Annotated in this window: 4 protein-coding genes; 1 reads left to right on the top strand and 3 read right to left on the bottom strand. The window is 68.7% G+C overall.

Annotated features, from left to right (window positions below):
* The coding region (locus ACFQEU_RS12595; protein WP_379782658.1) for a glutamate--tRNA ligase at positions 1–1,343 on the bottom strand (1,343 nt) is incomplete at its 3' end.
* Positions 1,344–1,763: 420 nt separating this feature from the next.
* On the opposite strand from ACFQEU_RS12595, the gene ACFQEU_RS12590 reads away from it, so the two are divergent.
* Positions 1,764–1,997: a hypothetical protein gene (locus ACFQEU_RS12590; RefSeq protein ID WP_379782655.1), complete on the top strand. Its 234-nt coding sequence runs from the start codon at positions 1,764–1,766 to the stop codon at positions 1,995–1,997.
* Positions 1,998–2,033: 36 nt separating this feature from the next.
* Here the strand turns inward: ACFQEU_RS12590 and surE are convergent, their stop codons facing one another.
* Positions 2,034–2,957, bottom strand: coding sequence for a 5'/3'-nucleotidase SurE (gene surE, locus ACFQEU_RS12585; protein ID WP_379782653.1), 924 nt, complete (start codon positions 2,955–2,957; stop codon positions 2,034–2,036).
* Positions 2,958–3,190: 233 nt separating this feature from the next.
* Positions 3,191–3,889, bottom strand: a 699-nt coding sequence (locus tag ACFQEU_RS12580) for a glutamine amidotransferase-related protein (protein WP_379782650.1), incomplete at its 5' end; no start/stop codon positions are given.

Here is a 3,889-nt window from a genome sequence, read left to right as displayed (position 1 = left end):
GCGTCCGGCGCGGGGGCGTCCGGCGCGTCCTCGATCGGGAGCGCGACGGCGGGGTCGTCCTCGCGATCGCGGACCAGGAAGTACCGGTCTGCCTCGTCGTCGACGAGATCGCGGTTGTTGGCGTAGACGGACGACATCGCGAGGTCGACGTCGGAGGTCGACATCCCGAGCTCGGTCATCGACTCGACGATCGCCTCGCCGCGGATCCCCCGGCGTCGAACGGCGGCGATCGTCGGCGCGCGCGGGTCGTCCCAGCCGGTCAGGTCACCCGCTTCGATCAGCGACTTGATCGTCGACGTCGAAAGCGAGATGTCGTACTCGTCGAGCTGGACGTGGCCCCAGTGGAGCACCTCCGGGTACTCCCAGTCGAAGTAGTCGTAGACGAACCGCTGGCGCTTCGCGGAGTCCTGCAGGTCGATCCCGCGGATGATGTGCGTGACCCCCGTGAGGTGGTCGTCGATACCGGACTGGAAATCCAGCATGGGCCAACAGCGGTAGTCGGCGGCTTCCTCGCGCGGGTGCGGCGTGTCGATCATCCGGAACGCGACCCAGTCGCGCAGCGCGGGGTTCTTGTGCTCGATGTCGGTCCGCACACGAAGCACCATCTCGCCGGCGTCGTACTCGCCCGCGATCATGCCGTCGAACTCGTCGTGGACGGTCTCGGGGTCCTTATCGCGGTTCGGCGAGGGCTCGCCGGCGTTTTTCAGTTCGGAGAACTCCTCGGCCGGGAGGTCACAGGTGTACGCGCCGCCGGCGTCGATCAGGTCGCGCGCGTGGTCGTAGTAGGTGTCCAGTCGATCGGAGGCTCGCAGCACGCGGTCGACCTCGAACCCGAGGTACGCGATGTCATCCAGGATCGCGTCGTACGCGCCGAGATCCGGGCGTTTCGTCTCGGGGTCGGTGTCGTCGAACCGGCAGATGAACTCGCCGTCGTACCGTTCCTTGTACGTCCCGATAACGGCGGGCATCCGGGCGTGCCCCATGTGCCACGGGCCGTTCGGGTTGGGGGCCGCACGCATGACGACCTCGCCCTCTTCGGCGTTCGGTAGATCGGGGAGGACGTGGTCGTCGCCCTCGTCGTCCGCCTCGAGCGTCGCGAGTCGCTCCGGGGCTACCTCACCCAGTCGGTCCCGACGTTCCGATTCGTCCATCCCGGCGACACGGTTCACGATCGGCGCGATCACGCCGGGGATCTCGTCCCCGTGGGGGCGGAATTCGGGATTTTCGCCCATTAACGGCCCCATAATCGCGCCGACATCGGGGTCGCTCCCGTGTTTGAGCGCGTTGAACAGCGCGGCCGCCTCCCCGGCCGCCTCGACCCGCTCGCGGAGTTCGTCGTCCATGTCATCGGCTTGTCGGGGTCAGGTCAAAAGTACCGCGGAACAGGTGTCGCCGGCGAAGAGGTCGAACCCCGCTGAACGCTCTCGCGGTGGGCACAGGGTACAACCCGCCGACACGGCGGCCGCCGGGACGCCGTCCGTTTCATCCCGGCCGCACCGCCGTCGGACCGAGCCGGATCCGTCCGCGCCGTGGCAGGGTCCGCGGGTAGGGGCATCGATCGGTCGGGGCGGGACGAACTTAAACAGTCCAGACCGTTCATCCCGACGATCGGCCGTTACGGGCGTGAACGGTCGCGAGATTTATCACCGTGCGTCACGCAGCCAGTGGTTCGGTTCGGTCCATGAGGTTGATACCCGCCCGGTGCGTGACCCGACCATGGAGACCGGATGGCGCGGGACGAACACCCTTTGGACGGGTGTCGGATGGTAGAGCCGATGACGCCGGCGGAGCGCGACGCCGGCAATCGGAAGATCAAGGCGGGGTTCGTACTGCTCGTGACGGTGTCGCCACCGCTGATCTCGCTGCTCGGCGATCCGACAGTCACACAGATCGCGGCGGCCGCCGCCGGCGGGCTCCTCCTCGGCCTGCTGTTGGTGTGGTATCTCGGTCGGCTCGCCTCGGAGTTCACGAGTAGCTCGCGTCGCCCCCGACGGTAGTTCCCGAACACGGCGCGCCTGACAGTCGATTCCCGATCACGAGGAACCCGATGGACGGGAGCTCCCGTCGCCCCCAGTCGCTTCCGTACTGGCGTCGAGCGGAAGCCGTGCGCCGATATCGATCGCCTCCCCGGCACGGTCCCCCGCGATCGCTCGTGAGGAGGAGAGTGGCGAGACGCTGATCTCGCCGTCGACCGTTGCGAGCCGGTCCGATCCGGGGTCGTCGGCGACGTCCCCGCGGAGGAACTCCCGCCAGAACCGGTCGCGCAGCTCCATCCCCATCTCGCCGCGCCGCTCGTCGAAGCGGGCCGCGGCCGACTCGTCCCCGTCGCCGTGACTCCCTGCGTCGGTGCCCGGGTGGAACTCGATCACGTCGAACCCCCGCGCGGGTTCGGTCAGCCGGTACGTCGGGTCGCCCGCGTTCTCGTCGTCAGCGGCGGGAACGTTCACGTTCAACACGTCCGCGCCGAACGGGAGCACGCCGTCTTCGATCCGATCTATCAGCGCGAGTACTGCTTCCCCCGCCAGCGCGAAGTCATCGCGCCCCACCGTCGGCGGGATCGGGAGGTTGCCGCGGTCGTACATCGACACCGCGATGGCGGGCGTTCCGAGGAACGCTGCCTCCATCGCGGCACCGACCGTCCCCGACTGCCCGAGGATGTGTGCACCGATGTTCGGCCCGTGGTTACAGCCGGAGACGACGAGGTCGGGGTCAAGTTCGAGCGCGACGTCCGCGACGGCGACGCAGTCGGCCGGCGTCCCCTCCACCGCATAGCCGAGCTCCGTCTCGGAGTACTGGACCGTCGTCTCCCACCACGAACGGGTACCGCCGACGCCCGACTGGTTCGTCGCCGGTGCTACGACGGTGACGTCATGGTCCCGCGAGAGCGCGTCGGACAGCGCGCGGATCCCCGCAGCGTCGATACCGTCGTCGTTAGTGAGGAGGATCTTCAGGCTCATGGTGGCCACTCGCGGGCACCGGTGAAAACGCCGCCGGAAACGGGCCGTCGAGCGGACGAAACAAGGACGCGGCTCGAGTGGCAGGCACGTGGAGCGAGGACGCGGTTCAAGTGGTAGGCATGCGGAGCGAGGATGCGGTTCAAGTGGTAGGCACGCGGAGCGAGGACGCGGCTCGGGCGTCGGTGGAGGGCTGGTACTCCAGCTCGGTCAGTGTGTGGGCGGTCGCGACTCGCTTAGTCGGCGGCGATTCGACGGCGGTTGTCGACCATCGCCAGCACGTCGTCGAAAAAGCCCAGCGAGTCGTGCGGGCCGGGGTTCGCCTCGGGGTGGTACTGGCGGGTGATGACGTCGAGCTCGTCGCTGTCGAGCCCCTCGACCGTGTCGTCGTTGACGTTCACCTGAGTCACCTCCAGCGGTCCCGTGTCGTCGACGGTGTAGCCGTGGTTCTGTGTCGTCATCACGACCCTGCCGCTCCGGAGGTCCTTCACGGGCTGGTTGACCCCGCGGTGGCCGAACGACATCTTCTCCGTCGTGCCGCCGAGCGCGCTCGCGACGATCTGCTGGCCGAGACAGATGCCGGCCATGGGCGTCTCGCCCGCGAACGCGTCGACGACTTCCTGGGCCGCGACGAAGTTCTCCGGGTCCCCGGGACCGTTCGAGACGAACAGCACGTCCGGGTCGGCCTCGGCGACCTGTTCGGGCGTCGAGTCGTACGGGAACACGTGGACGTCGGCTCCGCGCTCGGTGAGCGAGGAGACGCTCGACCCTTTCGCGCCGCAGTCGAGCATCGCGACGGTCGCCTCGCCGCCGCCCTCGTGAACGGTCGGCTCCGCCACGGAGACGCCCGCGCCGATATCGGTGTGCGCGCTCATCGGCTCGCAGGCCTCCATCTCCGCCACCGCGTCTTCCGGGGTCGCGTCCGGCCCCGCGGC

The organism is Halorubrum tibetense (genome assembly GCF_042661865.1).
In the GTDB taxonomy this organism is placed as follows: Archaea; Halobacteriota; Halobacteria; order Halobacteriales; family Haloferacaceae; genus Halorubrum; species Halorubrum tibetense.
The sequence above is the reverse complement of the archived record's forward strand: the minus strand, read 5'-3'. Positions and strand labels throughout refer to the sequence as shown.

Coding starts and splice junctions, on each gene's coding strand:
- ACFQEU_RS12590 (WP_379782655.1), top strand. CDS start 1,764: ATGGTAGAGCCGATGACGCCGGCGGAGCGCGACGCCGGCAATCGGAAG.
- surE (WP_379782653.1), bottom strand. CDS start 2,957: ATGAGCCTGAAGATCCTCCTCACTAACGACGACGGTATCGACGCTGCG.